Here is a 22494-nt window from a genome sequence, read left to right as displayed (position 1 = left end):
ACAACCCTAATCCTAACAATCCAAGTCCTGCAACAAGCTCATTTGAGAAATATCTGATAAGTGCAGGTTACGACAAAAATAACAATGGAGCTATTGATAACAACGAGGTTGATACTATAACTACTTTAAATGTTTCTTCTAAAAATTTAACAGATCTTGATGGAATTCAAAAATTTACAGCACTAGAAATGCTCAATGCATCTGACAATGCCATAAAAGAAGTTACTTTTGTCAATATTGTATTGAATGACCTTAATTTAAGTAATAATCAATTAACCAAATTAGATGTAGCAGCTTGTACTAATTTTATAGGAGGATATGCAAAATTTAATGCTCAAAATAATCCTTCCCTTACCTGTATTCGGGTAAGTAATGCTCAATTAGGTTCTATCAAAAACTATAAAAATAATTGGTTAAAAGATAATACGGCTAATTTTGATACCTCTTGCAATTAAAACATTTTGCAACTATCTTGTAATAAAGAAAGAAAAAACTATCTTAACGGATAGTTTTTTGTGTTTCAGTAAGTTTTATATCTCGTACACGCAATTGAACAAACGTAGCGCCATTCCAAGTATTTTCATCAAGACTATATACAATATCTAGTGGCATGCCACTCTGTACAAGTGGCAATTTATTTCCTAAACCAAAACCTATTCCTTCCCAGGTTATAGAACCATTAGCATCAGTTATTACCAAACGTAAATGTGAGGTATCCGTTCCTATTTGCCGACTTGCTTTATTGATAACACCTCTGACCAAGAATATAGGCGTCATATTCAAAGGTCCAAAAGGTGCAAATTGTTTAATTACACTATAAAATGATGAAGATATTTCTTTTAAAGAAAGTTCAGTATCAATTTCTATTTTAGGTATTAGAAATTTTGAATCTATTGATTGTGAAACTATTTTTTCAAATTTTTCTTTGAAAAGTAAATAATTTTCAGGTAAAAGAGTAAGTCCCGCAGCATATTTATGTCCTCCAAATTGTATTAGTAATTCACTACATTGTTCCAAAGCCTTATAAATATCGAAACCACTCACAGACCTTGCCGAAGCAGCCAACACTTTTCCACTTTGTGTAAAAACAAGCGTTGGACGATAATATGTTTCGGTAAGACGTGAGGCAACGATTCCTATTACTCCTTTGTGCCAGGTAGGATTGAAAACTACTGTTGTAAAACGCTTTTCTTCTTGATTTTCAATGATTTGCTGTAAAGCTTCATAGGTTATTTGCTCATCAAATTGTTTGCGTTGTGCATTAAAATTTTCTAATTCAGAAGCTAATATTTTTGCTTTTTCATGATTTTTTTCTATTAGAAGTTGTACAGCAAGCATTCCGTGCTTCATCCGTCCAGCGGCGTTAATACGAGGAGCAATAACAAAAACTAAGTCGGTAACTGTTAGTGATTTTTTAAGATTTTGTACAAAAATATCTATTGGTGTTGATGGATTTTTGTTTATTTTTTGTAATCCAAAATAAGTAAGGATACGATTTTCCCCCGTAATTGGAACAATATCAGCAGCAATAGCTACAGCTACCAAATCCAAATACTCAAAAGGCATTTCGCTTGGAAGCTCTAAAACAACAACCAAAGCTTGCACTAACTTAAATCCGACTCCACAACCACACAATTCTTTATACGGATACATACAATTTTTCTGTTTCGGATTAAGAATAGCCACTGCTTTGGGAAGTTCTTCACTTGGATTATGATGATCACAAATAATAAAATCTATTCCTTTTTTGTGAGCATAAAGCACTTTTTCATTGTCTTTGATACCACAATCAAGGGTAATAATCAATGAAATATCATTGTCAAAAGCATAATCAATCCCTTGAAACGATACACCATAACCTTCTGTATATCTATCAGGAATATAAGTAGTTACTTTATCGTAAATTGTTGATATAAAAGAATATAGCAAAGCAACTGAGGTTGTTCCATCAACATCGTAATCACCATAAATAAGTATTTTTTCTTGATTTTGAATCGCTTGTAAAATACGCTTAATTGCCTTTTGCATATCTTTCATCAAAAAAGGATTGTGCAAATCTTCTAGTGAAGGGCGAAAAAAAGTTTTAGCTTGCTCGAATGTAGTAATCCCACGCTGTACGAGCAATGATGCGATTTTCATTCGTGTCGAATCTAATTTTTTGAAAAGACTTTGTGCAAGTTTTTCTACCGAATGTTTCTCTGGTGAAGATTTATATTCCCAACGATATTTCATTATTTTATTTTTATCCTCTTTGCGATTAGTCTTCTTTTGAAAAAGATTTTACAGCATCAACAAAAGCACGTGCATTTTCAACTGGAATATTAGGCAATATTCCGTGTCCGAGATTGGCTATATATTTGTTTTTACCAAAATCTTGAATCATTTGTTTGACCATTTTACGAATTTCAGAAATAGGAGAAAGCAATCGTGCTGGGTCAAAATTTCCCTGCAATGTAATATTACCTCCTGTTAGTTTTCGAGCTATTGTTGGAGAGCAAGTCCAATCAACACCAAGAGCTGAAGCTTTACTTTTTGACATCTCGGGCAAAGCAAACCAACAACCTTTGGCAAAAACAATAACCTTGGTTATCGGGGCAAGTGCTTCAATAATTTGATTGATATATTGCCATGAAAATTCCTGATAATCAGATGGAGATAGCATTCCTCCCCAACTATCGAATATCTGAACTGCATCAACCCCTGCTTTTACTTTTTCGCATAAATATGCAATGGTTGTATCCGTTATTTTTTGAAGTAATTGATGTGCCAAATCAGGATGTACAAAACAAAAAGACTTGGCAGTGTCAAAACTTTTTGACCCTTTGCCTTCAACAGCATAACAGAGGATTGTCCAAGGTGAGCCTGCAAAACCAATAAGAGGCACTCGATTATTCAATTTTTCCTTAGTCATTTTAACGGCTTCAAATACATAACCAAGAGTTTCTTTTACATCAGAAACTATTACATTATCAACATCTTGTGCAGTTCGAATAGGATTAGGTAACCAAGGTCCAACATTTTCTTTCATTTCTACCTCTATGTTCATAGCCTGAGGAACTACCAAAATATCTGAAAAAAGAATTGCAGCATCAACGCCCACAATATCAACAGGTTGTATTGTTATTTCAGAAGCCAATTCGGGTACTCGACAGCGAGTAAAAAAATCATACTTGTCTCTCAATGCCCTAAACTCAGGCAAATATCGCCCTGCTTGTCGCATCATCCATACAGGAGGTCGCTCTACATCTTTGCCTTCTAAGGCTCTCAAAAAAAGATTATTTTCTAACATTTTTATTTTCATTAAAATATTGAATTACTGACTCTATGACACTATCGATGGTTGGTTTATTAGCAATAATGCAATTCTTTCCATATACTTGCAATGCTTGGGCAGTGGTCTCGCCTATACAAAAAAGTTTTTCGTTTGAAATTGTATTTTTTAATAAAAAACTATGTATTGCTGATGGACTAAAAAACAGAATTCCTTCCGTTTTTTCTTGGATAAATAAAGGTGTATATTGGGTATGATATACAATAATTTCTGTACAATTTATCCCTACATTTCTACACAAATCCAAAAGAGTATCGCTTCTTAAATTTCCACAAAAAAATGTAAATGATTTTTCCGAGTATTTCTGAAAAATAATAGTTCCCAACATTTGAGCATAAGGTGCATTTTCAATTACTTGCCAACCTTGCTCGATAAGCATTTGCTTTGTTTTTTCACCAACACAAAGTACTTTTTTTTGTTTTATTTTTTCAATTTGCGAATTTTTCAAAACACTTCGTACGGCATTCTGACTTGTGAAAATTAAATAATCTGCAAGTGTATCCACCGAAAAATCAACTAATTCTATCGAAATAAAATTGTGTTCAATAAGAGATATACCTTGCAACATCAATTGTTCTCGCTCTGAATATGTAAGTTTTTTAGTTGAGATAATTTTCATTTAGCCTACAAAATTATTTCTGTTCATCTTCTTCTACCAAAATATCAATCGCAGGCTCTTTCATCGTTTTCTTATTGGCTATACTCCGCTCTAAAGACAACAGCAAAGATGGAAGCAGAATAAGATTAGTCATCATTGCAAATAACAAAGTAATAGAAATAAGTCCTCCAAGTGCTTTGGTTCCTCCAAAACTTGATAATGTAAAAATTGAAAAACCAAAGAACAGTACCACCGATGTATAAAACATACTTATACCTGTTTCGTGCAAAGCTGCATAAACAGATTTTTTTATTTTCCAATTATGATGTACTAATTCTTGTCGATATTTTGCTAAAAAATGAATGGTATCATCAATCGAAATTCCAAAAGCAATTCCAAAAACCAAAATAGTTGATGGTTTAAGAGGAATTCCTAAATATCCCATCATTCCAGCAGTAGTTATAAGGGGTAACATATTGGGTACAAGCGATATAAGAACCATACGAAAAGAGCGAAACATATACACCATAATACAAGCAATAATCAAAATAGTTAACAAAAGCGATTGTAACAAATTGCCTACCAAATAATCTGTTCCCTTGGTAAACATATAGGCTTTGCCTGTAAGTTGTACTTTGTATTGGTCAGAAGGAAATATTTTTTCAATTTTTCGGTAAATATCATCTTCTATTTTATGCATTTTTTCCGTACCAATATCTTTCATAAACACGGTAATACGAGCTATTTGTCCTGTACTATCAACCAAACTTTTGAGCATATTGGTTTCTCCGTGCGAATTTCTTACATACGAAAAAATAAAATTCCGCTCTTGTGAAGAAGGCAGTTCAAAATATTCGACATTACCATTATAATATGCTTGTTTTACATATTTAACAAGTCGTACAATTGATATAGGTTGAGATATTTCAGGAATATCTTCTAGAAAAGTTTGTAGCTGATCCATTTTTTGGAGTGTTGCAGGTCTCATAACACCATTTTTGCGTTGAGTATCAATGGTGATTTCCAAAGGCATAATACCTCCAAAACGATTTTCAAAATAAAGAATATCATCAAAAAAAGTAGTTGATTTTGGCATATCTTCAATCAAACTTCCCGATATTTGTATTCGATAAATTCCTATTATACTGAAAATCAACAAACCAACAGCCGTTACATAGGTTGCAAATCGATGTTTTTTGACAATAATCTCTAACTTAGAAAGCGCTTTATCAAGCCATTTGCGATTCAAATGATGTAAATGTCTATCTTTAGGTATTGGCATATAACTATACACAATAGGTATAACACATAGTGAAATAACAAACAAACAAATTATATTGATAGAAGCTATCAACCCAAATTCTTGCAAAATTTTACTTTCAGTCAAAATAAAAGTTGCAAAACCTATTGCTGTAGTCAGATTGGTCAGCAAAGTAACATTACCAACTTTGGCAATTACCCTTTGAAGAGCCATTGCTTTGTATCGATGTCTATTGATTTCTTGTTGATATCTGTTTATCAGAAAGACACAATTAGGCAACCCTATTACAATAATAAGTGGAGGAATAACTGACGTAAGAATTGTAATTTCATAACGAAACAATCCTAAAAAACCAAAAGCCCACATTACTCCTATTATTACAACACTCATTGAGATAAACATCGCTCGAAATGAACGGAAGAATAAGAAAAATATCAAACAAGTAATGGCTAATGCTCCAATTATAAATAAACCTATCTCTCCCGTAATAATCTCAGTACTTAATGTGCGAATGTAAGGCATTCCCGAAGTATGTAACCGAACTCCCATCTCTGTTTCATACTTCTGTAAAAGGGGTTGCAAGTTATTCAAAATGAAATCTTTACGAATTGCTGTATTTACAATATCTTTTTTCATAGAAATAGCCATTCGTAACGTATTTTTTTCTTTATTATACAAAAGTCCTTCATAGAAAGGTGTTCTTTGGAACAATTTTTCTTTCAACGGCTTCAATTCTTCATCAGAAAGGTGTTCTTTGGTAAAAAAGGGTTCTAATTTAAAAGATTCAGTACGTGTATCTTTTACTAATTCTTTCATTGTATTAGTTGAAAGAACACCTTCTATTTGAGAAAATTTCTGAATTTCCTCTGCCAGACGATTCCATTTATCAAACTGCTTTTGAGTGAAAATCTTATCCGTATCTGCTCCAATAACTATAAGATTTCCTCCCTCTCCAAATATTTCTATAAACTTTTGATATCCAATATGTATTGGATGTTCTTCTGGAAGCATATTTGCTTCCGTATAGGTCATTCGTAAGTGTTTCCACTGCATCGCCAAAAAGATGGTAATTATTCCCAAAACGACCAAAATGAATATACGATTTCGCAAAATGAACCGCGCTACTGCTCCCCAAAATTGCGTTTTTAATTGTTTTACCATTACCTGATTTTTTCGATAGCAAAAGTACAAAATAAATATTTAACACAAAATACAGACAAAAACCAAACAACAAGAGAAAAGCACTATTTTTCCTTGTTGTTTGGTCTAACAAAAAAATTTTACTTAATTTCTTAAACTTTCAAAATTTCAGCTTCTTTAATTGCAAATACTTCATCTACTTTTTTGATGTATTTATCGGTGAGTTGCTGTACACTTTCTTCTGCTCCTTTTTTAACGTCTTCTGAAGTTTCTGTTTTTTTGATTTCTTTATTGGCTTCTTGGCGAGCATTACGTATGCTTATTTTTGCATCTTCGCATTCTCCTTTTGCTTGTTTTACCAATTCTTTACGGCGTTCTTCGGTAAGTGGTGGCACGTTGATAATGATAGCATCACCATTATTCATCGGATTAAATCCTAAATTGGCTACCAGAATAGCTTTTTCTATAATGGCTATCATTTTTTTCTCCCACGGCTGAATGGTTATCGTTCGTGAATCGGGCGTTCCTATATTTGCCACTTGACTCAGTGGAGTTTGCGAGCCATAGTAATCTACAAAAACACTTCCTAACATCTGCGGACTTGCTTTACCAGCACGAATATTCGCCAAAGCTTTATCCAAATGAGTCAAAGCACCCTGCATGGCTTCTTGGGTACTTTCTAAAATAATATCAATTTCTTCATTCATATCTTAAAACTTAATTTATTTTTATTTTGAACAACTTCTAAAACTTTTTGCAAAGATATAAATTTTATTCTTTTCTTGAATGATAAAAATACAAATAAATCAATCCGAAAAGTGCAAGAATCGGAGAGAATGCCCAACAAATAGCTCCCATTATGAATTTATAAATTAGCATAATAAATACATTAACTATCAACACATTTCCTCCTAAAAGAAAATCAGTTATGCTATGGTATACAAACCTTGCATACGGAAACAAAAATTGCATCGTACTTAAAATCAGTATCATAAAAACAGAAGTGTATGTGTCTTCTGCCTTTAAAAGTTTTAGATATTGGTACATCAGCGGGATATAAAACAGCAATCCGAACAAGAATTGCCTCCAATAAAATGTGCGAGTTATTCCTGCGAAAGTTTTCTGCAAAAAGCTATTCATTGACTTAATTTGTAACTATTGTTCCTACATTTTCACCTGAAACTACCCTGAAAAGGTTTCCTTTTTTATTCATATCGAAAACAATGATAGGCAATTTGTTCTCTTGACTAAGTGTAAAAGCGGTCATATCCATTACTTTGAGTCCTTTTTCCATTACTTCATCAAAGGTAATATGGTCAAACTTACTTGCCGAAGCGTCTTTTTCTGGGTCAGCGGTATAAATACCATCTACTCGAGTACCTTTAAGTATAACATCGGCAGTAATTTCAATAGCTCGAAGTACGGCAGCCGAATCGGTTGTAAAATATGGATTTCCTGTTCCCGCTCCGAAGATTACAACCCGTCCTTTTTCTAAATGGCGAACGGCACGTCTTCGGATAAAAGGTTCGGCAATGGCTTCCATCGTTATGGCAGATTGCAAGCGTGTATGTATTCCTTCTTCCTCCAAAGCACTTTGTAGAGCCAACGAATTTATCATAGTGGCCAACATCCCCATATAGTCGCCTTGTACTCTATCCATTCCATTGCTAGCTCCTGCAACTCCTCGGAATATATTGCCTCCACCGATGACAATTGCAACTTGAATGCCTTTGTCCGTTACTTGTTTTATTTCAGTTGCATATTCTTTAAGTCGGGCAGGGTCGATACCATGTTGACGGCTTCCCATTAGCGCTTCTCCACTAAGTTTCAACAGAATTCTTTTATATTTCATCGGAATTATGATTTAAAATTTGTGCAAAAATATAATTTTTTTAGCATTTTCCATTACTTTAAAAAGAAAAATATTTCTATTTAGCTTAGAAAATACTGCTCTGTATTTTTATTCTTTAAAAAAACTTGTATCTTTGTCGGCAAAATTATATATAAATGGTAAAAATAGAAAAAATACAAGTTTTAGAAGCCTTAAAAAAAATTACTTCCCCTGGTGAGGGAGGTAACTTGGTTGATGCAGGTGTGATTCAGAACATTGTGATATTTGGTGATGAAGTTGTGGTTGATGTTGTGATTGAAAATCCAAGTCTGCAAGCTAAAAAGAAAATCGAAGTCGAAATAATGCGAGCTATCCATGGTGAAGTATATGAAAAAGCCAAAGTGAAGGTCAATGTGAAGGTTGTTGTACCTGAAAAACCCGAAATTAAAGGCAAACCTATTGCTGGCATACGTAATATCGTGGCTGTTGCCTCTGGAAAAGGGGGCGTTGGAAAATCAACGATAACGGCTAACTTAGCAATTGCCTTGCAGAAAATGGGATTCAGGGTAGGATTGCTTGATGCCGACATCTATGGACCTTCGATGCCTATAATGTTCGATATAGAAAACGAAAAACCAATTTCGGTTCAGGTAGATGGGCAGTCAAAAATGCGCCCTGTGGAAAGCTATGGGGTAAAAATTCTATCTATCGGGTTCTTTACAAAACCAGATCAGGCAGTTATTTGGCGGGGCCCAATGGCTGCAAAAGCTTTGAACCAAATGATATTCGACGCAGACTGGGGCGAACTTGATTTCTTGTTGCTTGATCTTCCGCCTGGCACCGGTGATATTCATTTGAGCATAATGCAGGCTCTTCCTATCACCGGAGCCGTTGTAGTAAGCACGCCTCAGCATGTAGCTTTGGCCGATGCTCGCAAAGGGATTGCGATGTTTCGTCAAGAAACCATCAATGTACCTGTATTGGGGTTGATTGAGAATATGGCATACTTCACCCCAGAAGAATTACCCAATAATAGATACTATATTTTCGGTAAAGAAGGTGCAAAGAACCTTTCGCAAGATACAGACGTCCCTTTCTTAGGCGAAATACCTTTGGTACAGAGTATTCGCGAGGCTGGTGATGTAGGAAGACCTGCTGCTTTGCAAGAGAATAGTCCAATTGCAAAAGCTTTTGAACAAGTAGCGCGCCATGTTGTTTCAGAAGTAGTTACTCGAAATCAATACTTACCTCCTACTGAGGCTATCAAAATTACAACAATGGCAGGATGTAGTCCTAAAAAGGAAAATTAGAAAATGTTAAATTATTTCAGAGGTCTTTTTTATTTCAATTTTTTTTAGTAAATTGCCACCTGAAATCTGAACTTAGTAAAGAAAAATACAAACAAATCGAATAGATAACAAATACAAGATTATAAAATGGAAAGTGTAGAAAAAAGAGTACTCAATGCCTTAGATGAAATCCGTCCGTTCTTACAAAGTGATGGAGGAGACATTAGCTTAGTTAGTATAGAAGAAAATGGAAAAGTAGTCAATATACGATTAGAAGGAACATGTGTAAGTTGTTCTATCAATCAGATGACACTAAAAAGCGGAGTAGAAATGACTATCAAAAAACATGCTCCCGAAGTAGAAAAAGTAATAAGTATTGAATAATTTTTGACTTATTTTCTTTATTAGCTAAAAATTGAATTCAAGTTTATTTAAAGTAATATTTATTAGGTAAATATTGTATTCAAATTTATTTAAAACAATATTCATTAACCCAAAATTGAATTCAAGTTTATTTAAAATATTATTTATTAGATGAAAATTGAACTCAAGTTTATTCAAAATAATATTCATTAACCTGAAATTGAATTCAAGTTTACTTAAAATATTATTTATTAGGTAAAAATTGAATTCAAGTTTATTTAAAATATTATTTATTAGGTAAAAATTGAATTTAAATTTATTTAAAACAACATTCATTAACCCAAAATTGAATTCAAGTTTATTCAAAACAATATTCATTAACCTGAAATTGAATTCAAGTTTATTCAAAATAATATTCATTAACCTGAAATTGAATTCAAGTTTACTTAAAATATTATTTATTAGGTGAAAATTGAATTCAAATTTACTTAAAATACTATTTATTAACCTGAAATTGAATTCTAATCAATTTAAATAAAATACATTTTACAAAAAAATGATAACTATTCTTTATTATGAAAAATTCAAAGTTAGTAGCATTGGAACTAAATAGACTTTCCAATGCAGAAGTAGCCCAATTTATTACTCGTTTTTTAGATGATTTTTCTAAAAGCGGATTGTCTGAAGATACCGATGTCGATTTTAAAAATTTATTAGACTCATTAAAGGTTCAACTACCTGTGTTTAACGCTAGTTTAGACCAAATACGTTCCAGCGAAGAGTCTTCTAAAATTACAAAAGCTGATACTGAGCGCGATGATGCCTTCAAAGCTTTACGAAATGCCCTAAACGCATATCAAAAAACGAAAGAAAATTCTGAAAAAGAGTCATTTACAAAACTTAATTTGCTTATTTCAGAGTATAAAGATGTTATGGGGAACAATTATGAGGTGCAGACCAAGCGTATAACCAATTTGGTAGAGCGTTTGCAGAGCGACACATACAAAAGTGATGTAAAAGAACTCGCAATTGGGAAATTTGTAACTCGTTTGGCTGCATCTAATACACATTTTGAGCAATTATTTGCTAAGCGCTCTTTTGAGACTTCACAACGTCAAAATTATGACACAAAAAGCCTCAAAAAGGAACTACTTGATAATTACCGAAAAATAGCAACCTATATTATGGCTATAGCCGATGTGCGTCAAGATGATTTCTACAAAGATACATTAGTAATTATCAACAACTCTCGCAAATACTTTGCAGATACAATACTTGCTCGCCGTATTAAGAAAAAAGAAAGTAAGAAAGAAGACAAAACAGAGTAAATAATAGTTAATAAAGATTAGTTGTTAGGTATTGATACAAAATAAAAGTCTCGACACCTAAAAACTAATCTTTATTTTATAGTCTAACTATATAAATAAGTCATATAGATTCTATATCGCATTTTAAAGTTTTTATTTTCATTAAAAATAAATTATACTATAGGTAATAACTTATTGTATAGCCAAAAATACATTCTATTTTAGGTCAGTTATAAATTATTATCCTTTTATATTTTTCTTTTTTGTGAAAAAATATTTATTTTATTTATACTCATAAATCTTTTAGTATAGAAATTATATAATTTAAGTACAAAAATATTTAGGTATATGATAATAAAATCGATATATCTTTTTATTTGATTTCTAATTATTGATAAATGAACTATTTTACCCTACAAAGAAAGCTAATTGGAAGTAAATAAGATTATAAAATCTATTTTTTGAATTCTTGTAGAAGATTTTTGAATAAATTTATCCTAAAAAAGATACTTATTGATAGATAAATTGTATTTATTGATAAAAAAAAGAATACAATATAAGTTATTAGAAATAAGATTATCTTTATAAATAAACACATATAATGAAAGAAACTGATATTATCATCATTGGAGCAGGTCCTACGGGCTTATTTGCCGTATTTGAAGCTGGATTGCTCAAACTCAAATGCCATCTGATTGATGCGCTCCCACAAGTGGGTGGACAATTGGCTGAACTCTACCCAAAAAAGCCTATTTTTGATATACCTGGGTATCCTAGTGTTGGTGCTGGCGAACTTGTGGATAATTTAATGGAACAAATTAAACAATTTCAGCCAGAATTTACACTATCTGAAACTGCTGAGAAAATTGATAAACTCGACGAGAATACATTTGTAGTTACTACCAATAAGGGAACACAAATAAAAGGTAAAGCTGTAGCTATTGCAGGTGGATTAGGTACTTTTGAACCTCGAAAACCTGAAATTGAAAATATATCAGAGTATGAAGAGAAGGGAGTTGAGTATTTTATAAAAAATCCAGAGCAATTCAAGAACAAAAATATTGTTATTGCAGGAGGCGGAGACTCAGCATTGGATTGGAGTATCTTCCTTGCCAATGTAGCCAAGTCAGTTACATTGGTACATCGCCGTAACGAATTCCGTGGAGCGTTAGATTCGGTTGAAAAAGTTCAAAAACTAAAAAACGAAGGCAAAATCAATCTTATAACTCCTGCCGAAGTAATTGGAATAACTGGAAATGGAAAAGTAGAAGCTGTTATTTTAGAACAAGAAGGAAAAAAACAAACCCTATCTACAGATTTTTTTATCCCACTATTTGGATTAGTTCCCAAATTGGGTTCAATTGCTACATGGGGGCTTGAAATTGAAAAAAATGCTATAAAAGTAAATAATGCATTAGATTATCAGACCAATATTCCAGGTATATACGCCATTGGAGACGTCAATACGTATCCTGGCAAGCTCAAACTAATACTCTGTGGCTTCCACGAGGCAACTCTTATGTGCCAAAGTATTTACAATCGGCTAAATCCGAACCGAAAATATGTTCTAAAATATACTACAGTCGCTGGCGTGGACGGATTTGATGGTAGTCGTAAAGAAGCTGAAAAAGCTGTGGTAAAATCTATTAGCTAATATAAAATAAATAGCTTAAAACCGATATATATCAAAAGAAAAAGCTGTCAGATTATTCTCTGACAGCTTTCTTTTTTATTAAGGTATCCATTTTTTATCAAAATTTGGCTTTCTTTTTTGTAAGAAAGCATCTCTGCCCTCTTTGGCTTCATCTGTCATATAGGCTAATCGAGTTGCTTCACCGGCAAATACCTGCTGACCTACCAATCCGTCATCAGTAAGATTCATAGCAAACTTCAACATTTTTATCGATGTAGGTGATTTAGCCATAATTTCTTTTGCCCATTGAAAGGCTGTATTTTCTAAATCCTTGTGAGGAATCACTGCATTGACCATACCCATTTCATAAGCCTGTTGTGCTGAGTAATTACGCCCAAGGAAGAATATTTCACGTGCTTTCTTCTGCCCAACCATCTTAGCCAAATATGCTGAACCATATCCGGCATCAAAACTAGTTACATCAGCATCGGTTTGCTTAAAAATGGCATGTTCTTTGCTTGCCAGGGTAAGGTCGCACACCACATGAAGACTATGTCCGCCCCCCACAGCCCAACCAGGCACAACGGCAATCACAGCTTTGGGCATAAAACGTATCAAACGCTGTGCTTCTAAGATATTGAGCCTATGGTATCCATCTTCACCTACGTAACCTTGATGACCACGGGCGTTTTGGTCTCCCCCACTACAAAAAGACCACACGCCATCTTTGGGTGAAGGTCCTTCGGCAGAAAGTAATACACAACCAATGGTAATATCTTCGTGAGCATCGCGCAAAGCATCAATAAGTTCAGAAGTTGTTTGTGGTCGAAATGCATTGCGTACCTCAGGACGATTAAATGCGATGCGGGCAACCCCATCGCATTTCTTGTAAGTAATATCTTGATATTGTTTGGCTGTTTGCCATTGAATTTTTTGCTCCATTTATTTTATTTTTCTAAAAATTTATTATCAATGTACATCATATTTGCTTCGGGCGAATGATTTTGCAATTGGTCTGTAATAATATACGTTTGTTTTGCCTTTTTTTGCATTTTAGAAGTCGTCAATCTACCTGTAATAAGGTCGATTGCTTTACAAAACAAAGGGTCTGACTCTTCGCCAAGCACACCCAGATTCTCAATTTCCTCTTTTAATAAATAATTAGGGGCAAATCCATTTCGATAATCGCCAAATCCGTTAGCATTTTCAGAGATAAGGATAATGGGTTGCATCGCATAATTATGATTAGGGTTAAGTGTTTTATTTTTGTCAATAAAATCTTTAATTGTAGTTGAAGCAGTATTCTTTCCCTGGGTAACCTCACCAATAAGAACTACATCAATAAACGGACGTAAGCCATTGATAATTAGTTCGCTTGCAGAAGCTGTCTGAGTAGAGGTAATAATATATATTTTAGGCAAATTCAACGAATGAATGGGGATATTGGTAATACTTCCATTTTGATTTTCTTGCGAAATTTTATCAACAAAATTCGCTTTATAATCTTTGAAAATCGGTTCGAGCTTCTTATTAGAACGTTGCTTTACAAAGATATCATTAGTATGTCCTCCCAAAAGCATACTCGCCAGATAGATTGCCGACTGCACACTTCCGCCTGAGTTGTAGCGCAAATCTAATACCATATCTGTTATCCCTTCCGATTTAAACCCAGCAAAGATATTATTCAGTTCCAAATCATATTGCCCACCTACAAATGAATTATACATCAGGTATCCTATCTTTTTATTACCCACCTGATGTATTTTATGTAAGTATATCGGGTTTTTTTGCAACTGAGATTGAGCTATGGTAAGAGTTTTTCCCGGTGAAAGTGTATTGTCAGGGTTCAATTGAGCAAACTCGAAAATCAAAGAAGGTTTATCAGAAAACAATAATCGCTGATAATTATCTCTTGTAAGTATTTGACCATCAACACCAATGAAAACATCTCCTCGTTTAACCCCTTGTTTTGACGCATCGGAGTTAGGCAAAACATATTTCACATATCCGAGCCAATTTTTACCTTCATTATAAGTTGTAAAGCCCATATCCATTCCGGTTGTAAGACTAACACCTTGTAAGAGATTTTCAAGTTTTCTATAATCACTTATTATAAAACTAAACGGGTCATCTTGATGTCTTAACATATAGAAAAGAAGTTCAGGAGTATGAAATTCATTCAAATACTTCACATATTGTTCATTTCCTACATTGGTTTTCAGCAATGATCCAAACCGATTATCAGCTAAGTCTGGAACATCTTCTTGCCATAGATAATAGGTATTGAGTCCCTTCCAAATGAAATCTTTTATTTGGTAATCAACCGAATTATTACCTGCTAAGGTACTATATGGGGTTATTGCATCATCAATATCATTGGTACAACTACCCAATAGCGTTAATATGCTAAAAAAATAGTAAATCTTTTTCATTTGTATGTTATTTATATTGGTATTTCATTGAAGTTTACCTTTTTTTTATTCTTCAGGCAAAAACACTTCTGCCATCATACATCTTGCACTTCCTCCGCCACAAGTTTCAATAGTTTCTAAGTTGGAATACAGAATGTTACAATGTTTTTCTATATCTTTTATTTGTTTTTCAGTCAACGATTTGTAAGCAGCCTCGCTCATCACCAAATAAGCTCCGTCCTTGCCTTGCACTTGTAACATATTCCCCGCAAAATGGTGCATTTGCTCTTCGGTTATCGAAATAATTTCTTTTCCTGTTCGCTTCAAAGTTTCGGTTACAGCTTTTCGCTCTGACTTGTCGTCAATCGTATCCAAACAAATAACCGCAAAAGTTTCCGCCAAAGCCATCATCACGTTGGTATGATAAATAGGCACTCGCTTGTCTTCCACCGTTTGGTATGCCTTAAATATTACGGGAGTATATTCAAAATCTTCACAAAATTCAATGAACAATTCCTCATCGGCACGAGGCGATAATGCACAATACGCCACTTCATTGGCTCTGTCCAAAATCATCGAACCCGTCCCTTCCAAAAACAACGCCTCTTGCTCGGCATCGGTGTAATCGTACACGTTTTCAATTACAAAACCTTTTTCTTCCAAAAGTTCTAACACATCTTCGCGGCGTTCTCTACGACGATTTTCAGCGAACATCGGGTAAAGAGCAATGTTTCCGCTTTGGTGAAAACTTATCCAATTATTCGGAAATACGGAATCAGGTGTATTTTGTTCGTAAATATCATCTACAACGACCACATTCACGCCTATTTTTTGTAATTTTTCTACAAAAACATCGAATTCGTGTTGTGCTTTTTTATTGATTTCCTCGTTTTTAAGGTCGAGTTCCTCCTGAAAATAATTATTGACTGCCGTTTCTTCGTTCATACGAAAACGAACTGGGCGAATCATCAGTATTGTATTGGTTATTTGTTTATGATTCTTCATTTCTTTTTTTTAAATTAAGAATTTCAGGGAATATTTCTACTAATTTTTCTCTCGAATCAAAGGCAGAGTCGAACAACGCAACAAGCCTTCTTGTTTTGAAATTTCGTAATATGGAATTTCTTCCACTGTGAATCCATTGTCTTTCAGCCAATTATTTAATCGAGTGAATTTCTGCTCCGAAACCACCACATCGGGGGCAATCGAAAATACATTGCTATACATATAATACATCTCCTCGCGTGTGATATGGAACAAATTCTCTTTGCCGAAGAGCTTTACCAAATACATATAATCGGCTTCTTCACGAAAACCGCTTTTGTAAATAATTCCTTTGTTTTTGCCTACCGGCTGGAAACAACAATCCAAGTGTAAGGCATTGTCTCTGGGTTCAATTTTGGATTTGACCAAATCAAATTCTTTTACGATTTTGTTCGGAAAAAGTTCCTTGATAAACGCCACTCCTTGCATATTGGTACGAGCGGTGATGTAGCTTTTGTAATCGCTTCCTTTGTATGTACCGATGAAAATATGATCGTTCCACGGCATCACATCGCCTCCTTCTATATGCACTTCTTCGGGCGGACGTACCACTTTGGCAGGGTCAATCTGGTTGATAACATACTGAATAGCATCAAGTTCCCGCTCTCTGTCTGGCAAAATATTCGCTTTGATGAAAATATCTTCAATAACAAAGCCAATATCCCGCGAAAAAATTTGGTTATAATTTTCAATAAGTTCAGGGCGATACACTGTAACATTGTGTTTTTCAAGCACTTTGTTAAATGCTTCCATTTCTACAATCATATCTTTTTCCAGCGGATACGTTCCTGCCTTAATATGCTCCAACGACTTTGGGTCGTAAGCCTCTTCAATAGTGGGAGTAGGTCCATTACTTTGTGCCGTTCCCAAGACAACCGCTTTCAATCGACTTGTTTCGTTCTGAATATGAAGTTGTAACATTTTTCTTTTCGTTTTCATGCAAAGATACTATTTTATTTCTAATAACAAACTTTTATTTGAAAAAAAACTTTTTAAAAATTTCATTTTGAATAAAAAAAAGAGTACCTTTGAAACGTTTTTAACCAATGGCAGATACTTTCTAAAAAATGTAAATGTATTTGCTCTTACTAAAAATTTTATTTATGAGTTTCCCTACTGATTTAGAAATTGCACAAAATGCAAAGATGCAACACATCAAAGAAGTTGCTAAAAAATTGAACATCAACGAAGAGGATTTGGAATTTTACGGAAAATTCAAAGCCAAATTACCCCTTAACTTGATTGATGAAAACAAAGTAAAAAAGAACAAACTTGTCTTAGTAACTGCTATCACTCCTACCCCAGCTGGTGAAGGTAAAACTACGGTAAGCATCGGGCTGACCGAGGGACTTAACAAAATCGGGAAGCAAGCTATTGCGGTACTGAGAGAACCTTCCTTAGGTCCTGTTTTTGGAATAAAAGGTGGCGCTGCCGGTGGCGGATATTCGCAAGTAGTACCTATGGAAGACATTAACCTTCACTTCACTGGTGATTTTTCAGCCATCGAAAAAGCGAATAATCTGCTATCAGCAGTTATTGACAATAACCTACAAAGCAAAACGCATTCTATCGGAATTGATCCCAGAACTATCGTATGGAAACGAGTTATGGACATGAATGATAGAGCGCTACGCCAGATTGTTATTGGCTTGGGAGGAAGTACTAACGGCGTTCCTCGTGAGGACGGATTCAACATCACGCCTGCTTCCGAAATTATGGCCATCTTATGTCTGTCAGAAAACTTTTCTGACCTTAAACGCCGAATTGGAAACATCTACATCGGAAAGAAATACGATGGCATACCAGTCTTTGCTCGCGACCTAAATGTAGTTGGTGCAATGGCTCTTTTGCTTAAAGATGCGATAAAACCTAATTTGGTTCAAACCTTGGAGAATAATCCGGCGATATTGCACGGAGGTCCTTTTGCAAGTATCGCACAAGGCACGAACTCCGTTTTAGCTACCAAAATGGGAATGTCATTATCGGAATACACCGTTACTGAGGCTGGATTTGGTGCGGATTTGGGTGCAGAGAAATTTTTAAATATCAAATGTGTATCGGCAGGAATTGCACCTCGCGCAGTAGTCATCGTCGCAACGGTTAGAGCACTTCGCCATCACGGAAGAGCCAAAAAAGACGCTTATAATACGCCCGACCTTGAAAAAGTTAAAAAAGGAATTGAAAACCTTGAAAAACATATCGAAAATGTTCAAAAATTTGGACTGAAAGCTGTCGTAGCTATTAACTTCTTTCCAAATGATAGCGAAGAAGAAATTCGTTATATTCAAGAAATCTGTCAGCAAAAAGGAGTTAAAGCCATCGTTTCAAAAGGATTTGCAGAAGGAAGCAATGGCACAAAAGAACTCGCTCAGGAAGTCGTTTCTATTGTAGAAAGTAATGAAAGTAAATTCACTCCACTTTATGACCACTCTATCTCTATTGAAGATAAAATTGCAAAAATAGCAACTGAAATTTATGGAGCAAGCGGCGTTAATTATACAAGCAAAGCAAAATCTCAACTTAAAAACATTAACGAATTAGGATTTAGCTCAATGCCCGTTTGTATGGTAAAAACTCCAAAATCATTAAGTGATGATGACAAAAAACTTGCTCGTCCTACAAATTTTGAAATAACTATTCGTGAATTTGAATTTGCATCAGGAGCAGGATTTGTAATACCAATTCTAGGCGATACAATGCGAATGCCTGGACTTCCAAGTGTTCCAGCAGCTGAAGGAATGGATATCGATGACAATGGAATCATTACAGGACTTTCTTAACCAACCCAAGTGTTAGTTATAAAAAAATTACCTCTTAACCATTACATACTATCGGAAGTTAGAAATTTTATTATTTTTAACTTCCGATACTTTATAAAATAAGAAATAAAACCACTTTTAAACTCTGTCATTCGGAAGAAAAGAAAAATGAAATCATTTCTAATCTACGCTATTCGGAAGAAAAGAAAAATGAAATCATTTCTAATCTACGCCATTCGGAAGAAAAGGAAAATGAAATCATTTCTAATCTACGCCATTCGGAAGAAAAGAAAAATGAAACTATTTCTAATCTCCGTCATTCGGAAGAAAAGAAAAATGAAACCATTTCTAATCTCCACCATTCGGAAGAAAAGAAAAATGAAACCATTTCTAATCTCCACCATTCGGAAGAAAAGAAAAATGAAACTATTTTTAATATTTTCTATTTATAATAAATAAAAAACAACATTTTATCTAATAAAAATAATTATATTTTGAGTTTAAAAAAACAAAAAATACTTTTATATACACCTAATTATTATAGTTAAAAAAACAATTAAAACATATCATCTTATTTATAAATCTATTTACATCTCATTTACTTATTTCATTTATAATAAATAATAAAAAATAAATTTATTTTTAATTAACCTTATAGAACAAAATATAGTTTATATGCATATATACAAATTTGGAGGTGCTTCTGTAAAAGATGCTAATGGCGTTAAGAATATCGCCAATATACTGAAATCAGAAGGATATAACAATAAACTTACTGTTATTTCTGCTATGGGAAAAACAACCAACGCTTTAGAAGAAGTAGTTCGAGTTTATTTTGAAGAAAATACTTTACTAATCGACACAATTAGTAAGATAAAAGAATTTCATTATAAAATCATCAAAGAACTCTTTAGTAATGAAAAACACACTATCTATTGGAAGATTGACGAGTTATTTTCTGAACTAAGTTCTTTTTTAGAAAGAAACAAATCACCAAAACATAGCTTTGTTTATGATCAAGTTGTCTGCTTTGGAGAACTTATTTCAACGACTATAATAAGTCATTATTTAAATGATATAGGAATTAAAAATACATGGCTTGATATTCGAAATCTGATAAAAACAGATAGTAATTATCGTGATGCTAATATTCTTTGGGAAGAAACAAGCGAAAATATAAAACATTCTATCAATCAATCACTTTTGAATATTACACAGGGTTTTTTAGGAAGTGATGCGAACTTTTTTACAACAACTCTGGGTCGGGAAGGCTCTGACTACTCCGCTGCTATATTAGCTTATTGTCTTAATGCAGAAAGCGTAACCATTTGGAAAGATGTTTCAGGTGTTCTCAATGCTGACCCTCGATACTTTGATAATACGGAACTTCTTACTAAAATACCTTATCAAGAAGCCATTGAGCTTGCTTTCTATGGAGCATCAGTTATCCACCCCAAAACATTGCAACCTTTGCAAGAGAAAAAAATTCCGCTATATGTTCGTTCATTTATTACTCCAAATGAAAAAGGAAGCGCCGTGTGTGATGTAAATTCGCTCGAACCCAAAGTACCTTGTTTTATTTTGAAACAAAATCAACATCTTATTTCCTTATCCTCTCTTGATTTTTCATTTATAGAAGAAGAAAATATAAGTTACATATTCAAACTTTTATCAAAATACCAAACCAAGATGAGTATCATACAGAATTCAGCAATTAGTTTTAGCCTCTGTGTCGATAACAAATACAAAAATTTAAGTAAATTATTAGAAAGTCTAAAAGAAAAATTCCGTGTGGAATGTATTGAACATGTAAATCTTTACACCATCAGACACGCCACACCACGTTCTATTTCATATATAGAAAAAGATAAAGAAATACTATTAAAACAAGTACTCCAAGATACTGTTCAATTAGTTACTAAATAATATTTTTCTAACTAACTAATAAAATAATTGATAACTTATACAAAAAGAAATTATAAATTCATAAGGTTTAATTTTTGATAATTATAACTATCAAAAATTAAACTTTATTTTTTATAGCATTTATTTATTTTTTATGGCATTCAAAAATAACAAGTATTATTTTTATCTATTTTATCTTCCAAAGTTTTCAAAAATAGGTATCATTTTTTTAAAATATACCAAACCTGTTTCATCAATCAGTTTTAATATTTCTTTTTTTATTTTTTATCTTTTCACAGATACTTTTTTATTGCAAAAATATAATGTAAATAACTAATATTGAATCGAAAAATATTTCTTGAAGTCAAAATTAAGATTTTGAACACTTGCCGTTTCGTATAGTTTTTTAGCATCCAAATGTTCGCTGTTAAGGAATAAAGTAATCACTATAACAATCGTTGTAGCGTTATTATACCCACTTCTCAAAAGTACTTTATTTGCAAAATACAATGAATATTTTTCTTATAACTAAGTACCAATCTCATACATTTGCCATACATTGAAATAATCTGATAATATAAACACAAAAATATTATAATTATCAAGTTCAAAAATAATATCTTTATGCTTAACTAACAATACAAAACATTCATCTTTTAACGCCTTAAACTTAACTTCATTGTTAGTTTTTTTGTAAAAATAAAGTAAATAACTCATCGCTCTTGCTTCCAAAACTCATATTGTGCCATATTTTTTCCGTACATCAGCTAATAACTTCTTAATCTAATTTTTCTGTGCAGTAAGATTCCCTTCTTTACAAGTCCAAACCAATTTCATAAACAGCAATATCGTTTCAAATAATTTATAATGCAATTTCTTTGCACTGCGAACAAACAAATTCAATCCTCTGAAATACCAATCCTTTGCCAAATTATCATACATCAGGTGATACGAAATAATGTATTTCATCGCTACTTCATTTGGTGTGCATTGCCTTTACAAAGCTATCAAAAATCGTTTCATCTGTCATTACAATGTAAATGATTTTTTAGACGAAAGAAATTATATTGAGAAAAAAACGAAATATTCTTATGAAGAATTCACCGAAGTAAGCGGAAAAGCAGGCAGAATTAAAAGAAAACACGACATTTGGCAACCTACGGAGCATTTTAATTTAGAATATTATTTTGAAAAAAACTACATAGTTTGACGAATTGACTTTTACAACCACAGAAAAATTAGATATAAGCGGAAATACAATCATTATTAAAGATGAATTTGATAAGATTAAGTTTATTTTCCCCTCAAAAAAATTTTTCGTTTCGACAAGTCCGATAGTAAGTAAAATAAAAAATTGGCATTATACTGAAAAATTAATTATAAATAGATACAGAACAAACAGGAATTGCAGGAGAATTTTGGTTTTTTAGCCAATTATAACGATTAGGTTACAGATATCGTACATTCCAAAGATGTTAGACGTATTGTCTTTCATTGGACATCCAGCACAGGGTCAAGTAGTGGTTATTGTTTTGAAGCAAAATTACTTTCATATTTGAAAGAACAAGAAGGACATAATTGCTGAAAAACTCTATCACACCACCATTAAAAACCAAAAAAGT

The 22494-nt window shown here is 33.2% G+C and carries 20 protein-coding genes; 8 read left to right on the top strand and 12 right to left on the bottom strand.

Features of this window, described 5'->3' with window-relative positions; genetic code table 11:
• Positions 1-455: leucine-rich repeat domain-containing protein (locus OO775_RS09585; protein WP_264846863.1), on the top strand; the 455-nt coding region annotated here is incomplete at its 5' end.
• A 43-nt stretch (positions 456-498) separates the two neighbouring features.
• Here the strand turns inward: OO775_RS09585 and recJ are convergent.
• The 7 genes from recJ to pyrH all read right to left on the bottom strand — a co-directional run bounded on the left by recJ (position 499) and on the right by pyrH (position 8182).
• Positions 499-2232, bottom strand: a complete 1734-nt coding sequence (gene recJ / locus OO775_RS09580) for a single-stranded-DNA-specific exonuclease RecJ (protein WP_264846862.1) — start codon at positions 2230-2232, stop codon at positions 499-501.
• A gap of 25 nt (positions 2233-2257) precedes the next feature.
• Entirely contained in the window at positions 2258-3289 is a 1032-nt protein-coding gene (hemE, locus tag OO775_RS09575) for a uroporphyrinogen decarboxylase (protein WP_264846861.1), read from the bottom strand.
• Entirely contained in the window at positions 3276-3950 is a 675-nt protein-coding gene (locus OO775_RS09570; RefSeq protein ID WP_264846860.1) for a uroporphyrinogen-III synthase, read from the bottom strand. Before OO775_RS09570 ends, hemE begins: the two co-directional genes overlap by 14 nt.
• 13 nt (positions 3951-3963) lie before the next feature.
• Positions 3964-6351, bottom strand: coding sequence for an efflux RND transporter permease subunit (locus OO775_RS09565; RefSeq protein ID WP_264846859.1), 2388 nt, complete (start codon positions 6349-6351; stop codon positions 3964-3966).
• A 131-nt stretch (positions 6352-6482) separates the two neighbouring features.
• Entirely contained in the window at positions 6483-7037 is a 555-nt protein-coding gene (gene frr / locus OO775_RS09560; protein ID WP_264846858.1) for a ribosome recycling factor, read from the bottom strand.
• 64 nt (positions 7038-7101) lie between these two features.
• The gene (locus OO775_RS09555) at positions 7102-7470 is read right to left on the bottom strand and encodes a hypothetical protein (protein WP_264846857.1); all 369 of its coding nucleotides are present in this window, start codon (positions 7468-7470) and stop codon (positions 7102-7104) included.
• Between the two features lie 4 nt (positions 7471-7474).
• Entirely contained in the window at positions 7475-8182 is a 708-nt protein-coding gene (pyrH, locus tag OO775_RS09550; protein ID WP_264846856.1) for a UMP kinase, read from the bottom strand.
• 155 nt (positions 8183-8337) lie between these two features.
• Here pyrH and OO775_RS09545 point away from each other — a divergent pair, with 155 nt between their 5' ends.
• The 4 genes from OO775_RS09545 to OO775_RS09530 all read left to right on the top strand — a co-directional run bounded on the left by OO775_RS09545 (position 8338) and on the right by OO775_RS09530 (position 12774).
• Positions 8338-9471: an Mrp/NBP35 family ATP-binding protein gene (locus OO775_RS09545; protein ID WP_264846855.1), complete on the top strand. Its 1134-nt coding sequence runs from the start codon at positions 8338-8340 to the stop codon at positions 9469-9471.
• Between the two features lie 126 nt (positions 9472-9597).
• Positions 9598-9834 (top strand): NifU family protein, encoded by a 237-nt coding sequence (locus OO775_RS09540; RefSeq protein ID WP_264846854.1) that lies wholly within the window; start codon positions 9598-9600, stop codon positions 9832-9834.
• A 554-nt stretch (positions 9835-10388) separates the two neighbouring features.
• Complete coding sequence (locus tag OO775_RS09535) at positions 10389-11141, top strand: DUF6261 family protein (RefSeq protein WP_264846853.1); 753 nt, start codon at positions 10389-10391, stop codon at positions 11139-11141.
• Positions 11142-11721: 580 nt separating this feature from the next.
• Positions 11722-12774, top strand: a complete 1053-nt coding sequence (locus OO775_RS09530; protein ID WP_264846852.1) for an NAD(P)/FAD-dependent oxidoreductase — start codon at positions 11722-11724, stop codon at positions 12772-12774.
• A 78-nt stretch (positions 12775-12852) separates the two neighbouring features.
• Here the strand turns inward: OO775_RS09530 and OO775_RS09525 are convergent, their stop codons facing one another.
• The 4 genes from OO775_RS09525 to OO775_RS09510 are packed head-to-tail and all read right to left on the bottom strand — an operon-like array spanning position 12853 to position 17129.
• Positions 12853-13695 (bottom strand): 1,4-dihydroxy-2-naphthoyl-CoA synthase, encoded by an 843-nt coding sequence (locus tag OO775_RS09525; protein WP_264846851.1) that lies wholly within the window; start codon positions 13693-13695, stop codon positions 12853-12855.
• Positions 13696-13700: 5 nt separating this feature from the next.
• Positions 13701-15185, bottom strand: coding sequence for a GFO_1087 family putative carboxy terminal peptidase (locus OO775_RS09520; RefSeq protein WP_264846850.1), 1485 nt, complete (start codon positions 15183-15185; stop codon positions 13701-13703).
• 45 nt (positions 15186-15230) lie between these two features.
• Entirely contained in the window at positions 15231-16169 is a 939-nt protein-coding gene (gene ctlX / locus OO775_RS09515; protein WP_264846849.1) for a citrulline utilization hydrolase CtlX, read from the bottom strand.
• A gap of 39 nt (positions 16170-16208) precedes the next feature.
• A complete protein-coding gene (locus OO775_RS09510) occupies positions 16209-17129 on the bottom strand; it encodes a dimethylarginine dimethylaminohydrolase family protein (RefSeq protein WP_264846881.1) in 921 nt (306 codons plus the stop codon).
• 182 nt (positions 17130-17311) lie between these two features.
• On the opposite strand from OO775_RS09510, the gene OO775_RS09505 reads away from it, so the two are divergent.
• A complete protein-coding gene (locus OO775_RS09505; protein ID WP_264846848.1) occupies positions 17312-18988 on the top strand; it encodes a formate--tetrahydrofolate ligase in 1677 nt (558 codons plus the stop codon).
• Positions 18989-19642: 654 nt separating this feature from the next.
• Entirely contained in the window at positions 19643-20893 is a 1251-nt protein-coding gene (locus tag OO775_RS09500; RefSeq protein ID WP_264846847.1) for an aspartate kinase, read from the top strand.
• A gap of 762 nt (positions 20894-21655) precedes the next feature.
• Here the strand turns inward: OO775_RS09500 and OO775_RS09495 are convergent.
• A complete protein-coding gene (locus OO775_RS09495) occupies positions 21656-21841 on the bottom strand; it encodes a hypothetical protein (protein ID WP_264846846.1) in 186 nt (61 codons plus the stop codon).
• On the opposite strand from OO775_RS09495, the gene OO775_RS09490 reads away from it, so the two are divergent.
• Positions 21831-22082, top strand: coding sequence for a hypothetical protein (locus OO775_RS09490; protein ID WP_264846845.1), 252 nt, complete (start codon positions 21831-21833; stop codon positions 22080-22082). The genes OO775_RS09495 and OO775_RS09490 overlap by 11 nt on opposite strands.
• Positions 22083-22494: the final 412 nt, after the last annotated feature.

Source organism: Capnocytophaga catalasegens, assembly GCF_026005215.1.
In the GTDB taxonomy this organism is placed as follows: Bacteria; Bacteroidota; Bacteroidia; order Flavobacteriales; family Flavobacteriaceae; genus Capnocytophaga; species Capnocytophaga catalasegens.
Note: the sequence above shows the minus strand (reverse complement) of the source record. Positions and strands in the feature narration are given on the sequence as shown.

Excerpts from the sequence above, each read along its gene's own strand:
- recJ (WP_264846862.1), bottom strand. The coding sequence starts at position 2,232 with ATGAAATATCGTTGGGAATATAAATCTTCACCAGAGAAACATTCGGTA.
- hemE (WP_264846861.1), bottom strand. The coding sequence starts at position 3,289 with ATGTTAGAAAATAATCTTTTTTTGAGAGCCTTAGAAGGCAAAGATGTA.
- OO775_RS09570 (WP_264846860.1), bottom strand. The coding sequence starts at position 3,950 with ATGAAAATTATCTCAACTAAAAAACTTACATATTCAGAGCGAGAACAA.
- OO775_RS09565 (WP_264846859.1), bottom strand. The coding sequence starts at position 6,351 with ATGGTAAAACAATTAAAAACGCAATTTTGGGGAGCAGTAGCGCGGTTC.
- frr (WP_264846858.1), bottom strand. The coding sequence starts at position 7,037 with ATGAATGAAGAAATTGATATTATTTTAGAAAGTACCCAAGAAGCCATG.
- OO775_RS09555 (WP_264846857.1), bottom strand. The coding sequence starts at position 7,470 with ATGAATAGCTTTTTGCAGAAAACTTTCGCAGGAATAACTCGCACATTT.
- pyrH (WP_264846856.1), bottom strand. The coding sequence starts at position 8,182 with ATGAAATATAAAAGAATTCTGTTGAAACTTAGTGGAGAAGCGCTAATG.
- OO775_RS09545 (WP_264846855.1), top strand. The coding sequence starts at position 8,338 with ATGGTAAAAATAGAAAAAATACAAGTTTTAGAAGCCTTAAAAAAAATT.
- OO775_RS09540 (WP_264846854.1), top strand. The coding sequence starts at position 9,598 with ATGGAAAGTGTAGAAAAAAGAGTACTCAATGCCTTAGATGAAATCCGT.
- OO775_RS09535 (WP_264846853.1), top strand. The coding sequence starts at position 10,389 with ATGAAAAATTCAAAGTTAGTAGCATTGGAACTAAATAGACTTTCCAAT.
- OO775_RS09530 (WP_264846852.1), top strand. The coding sequence starts at position 11,722 with ATGAAAGAAACTGATATTATCATCATTGGAGCAGGTCCTACGGGCTTA.
- OO775_RS09525 (WP_264846851.1), bottom strand. The coding sequence starts at position 13,695 with ATGGAGCAAAAAATTCAATGGCAAACAGCCAAACAATATCAAGATATT.
- OO775_RS09520 (WP_264846850.1), bottom strand. The coding sequence starts at position 15,185 with ATGAAAAAGATTTACTATTTTTTTAGCATATTAACGCTATTGGGTAGT.
- ctlX (WP_264846849.1), bottom strand. The coding sequence starts at position 16,169 with ATGAAGAATCATAAACAAATAACCAATACAATACTGATGATTCGCCCA.
- OO775_RS09510 (WP_264846881.1), bottom strand. The coding sequence starts at position 17,129 with ATGTTACAACTTCATATTCAGAACGAAACAAGTCGATTGAAAGCGGTT.
- OO775_RS09505 (WP_264846848.1), top strand. The coding sequence starts at position 17,312 with ATGAGTTTCCCTACTGATTTAGAAATTGCACAAAATGCAAAGATGCAA.
- OO775_RS09500 (WP_264846847.1), top strand. The coding sequence starts at position 19,643 with ATGCATATATACAAATTTGGAGGTGCTTCTGTAAAAGATGCTAATGGC.
- OO775_RS09490 (WP_264846845.1), top strand. The coding sequence starts at position 21,831 with ATGTATTTCATCGCTACTTCATTTGGTGTGCATTGCCTTTACAAAGCT.
- OO775_RS09495 (WP_264846846.1), bottom strand. The coding sequence starts at position 21,841 with ATGAAATACATTATTTCGTATCACCTGATGTATGATAATTTGGCAAAG.